The 1,968-nt window shown below is 64.5% G+C and carries 1 protein-coding gene and 1 pseudogene; both read right to left on the bottom strand.

The window, feature by feature from the left end:
- Nucleotides 1–168 precede the first annotated feature (168 nt).
- A complete protein-coding gene (locus tag ABZT03_RS44070; protein ID WP_356049924.1) occupies nt 169–783 on the bottom strand; it encodes a hypothetical protein in 615 nt (204 codons plus the stop codon).
- Between the two features lie 247 nt (nt 784–1,030).
- A pseudogene (locus tag ABZT03_RS44065) lies at nt 1,031–1,867 on the bottom strand (transposase); the annotation flags it as partial.
- Nucleotides 1,868–1,968: the final 101 nt, after the last annotated feature.

Below are 1,968 nucleotides of genomic sequence, written 5' to 3'. Positions count from 1 at the left end.
ACGAGGACCAGGAAGGAAGACAACCACCCTCGGTGCCGTGGAACCCGAGCGCAGCCGCAGCGACACGCGACGGCCCCATCCCCAACCATCAGGGAGAAAAGGGGCGAACCGACCAACCGGTCAGCAGCTCACAACCCCTGACGAATCGAGGCTAATGCCTACCCTTGATCAGGCATCAGTCATAGTGACATAAAAGTTGGCCCAGTCAATCTTGGGGTTAGCCACGTTTGCGGCTCCTACCGCCATGTCCGTGGTCGTACCACGACCATTAAGTGTGAAGTGTTTGTCGCTGCTTCCAGCAAATTTACTGACGTCGGTTGCACAGCTCGTGCCAGTGTAGATATTTACCTGAGCTTCGACATCGACGCTGCTGCTCGGAAGAGTTGCCCTCACCCAGCCAATAGCCTTCACCGCGTGACCATTGTGTTCAACACACTTGCTGATCGACCACCACGGCGTGGGCTTGTCCCAGGCTACTTCGGTGGTGCCAGGCTGGTATGAATTTCCATAATATCCGGCAGCGCCGGAGGTGCTTGCATACATGTTAATGTATGGCGTGACATGGTGGCTCCGAGGGTGCAGTGTAGTGCTGGCATAGGCACTCCCACTCGGAATGGCCACGGTTGCAACCGCCACTGCTGCGGCAACGGTAGTAATAATGCGATGAGTTCGAGACATCATGATCTCCTGCGCATAAAATTGAGGGGATAGGGCGCCTCTATGCCCCATCTCAACTACAAGACGAAACCTGAAGGCCGCCAGGGCCAGGTAATTATTACTCATCCATAACTCGCCCGCGCCGCAGCTTGTCAACCTCGATTCTTCAAGGGACTCGCCTCGATCATTCACGTGCGCGCGCCGGCGTGAGGGGGTCGGCTGGGATGTCCGGTTCCTGACGGTTCGTCTCGTGGGTCGGCCTCCGCGGGTTAGGCCGGTGGGCCGCGTGTCGCCGCGGCATGTCGTCGGCGTCCACTCGCCGAGGGTGTTGCGGGCCTTCTCCTTCCGGTGCGCGGGGACGGCGGTGTGGCGGTCAGCCAGGGTCGGGCAGGGCCTGGACGCGGTCCCAGGCGGCGACGACGTGGTGCGCGGCGGGCCAGGCGGGGTCGAGGTTGAGCTCGCGGCGACGGGCGTGTTCGGTGAGCTTGGCGGGGACGTCGAGCAGGTCGGTGCGGACGGCGGAGGGCTCGGCGCGGGCCGGGCGGCCGTCGAGGGCGAGGAGCTGCAGCCAGGACAGCAGGTCCATGGCCAGGGCGAGCAGGGTGTACCAGGCCTGGTTGAGGGCGAACTTGAACGACGGCAGTCGCAGCAGGGTCAGTGCCTTTGACCTGCGGATCCCGGACTCGACGTGTGCGTGGGTGCGGTGGCGTGCGTCGAGCCATTGCAGCTGCCGGCCGGCGGTGTTCGTGGCGATCACGGTGTAGCGAAAGCCGGTGGTCGTCTCGTAGGGCTTCAGGTCCTTGGTGTACTTGGGATGGATGGGCTCGCGGCGGACGATGATCCGCAGGCCGTCCGGCCAGCCCGAAAGGTCGAGCAGGTCGGTGATCTCCACCAGCGCCGCGTCCTCGCGAGGGTTGCCCTGCGCATTCAGCGCGGGCGTCCACGCCTTCTCGGGCACCTTGGCCAGGCCGGCCCAGAAGTCCTCGTCCCTGCTCCAGCCGACCGAATACTCCCAGGTGTGGGTCTTGTTGCCGCCGCCGGAGGTGATCCAGGCCAACCACTCCTTCGTGGCGCCCGCGCCGTCGGCACGGAAGAGGACCTTCCTGCGACGGCGGGTCGGTAATTGCCGCACGGCCTCGGTGGAGACGTCGATGTGGTCGCTCGCGGTGTTCGCTCCCGCGCTGCCCGGGCGGAGCCGGCACACCAGGTGCTCGTCGGGGCATTGTCAGGTTGGGCGAGCGTTCGGGGTTGTGAGCCGGTTCGGGACGTGTCTGGCCGTGGTGGTGACGGTGGTTCAGGCCGTGGTGGGCG

It is taken from the genome of Streptomyces sp. NPDC005574 (assembly GCF_040605435.1).
Classification (GTDB): Bacteria; Actinomycetota; Actinomycetes; order Streptomycetales; family Streptomycetaceae; genus Streptomyces.
The sequence above is the reverse complement of the archived record's forward strand: the minus strand, read 5'-3'. Positions and strand labels throughout refer to the sequence as shown.

Bases quoted from the DNA above. Each gene is read 5' to 3' on its own strand.
- ABZT03_RS44070 (WP_356049924.1), bottom strand. From the start codon at position 783: ATGAGTAATAATTACCTGGCCCTGGCGGCCTTCAGGTTTCGTCTTGTA.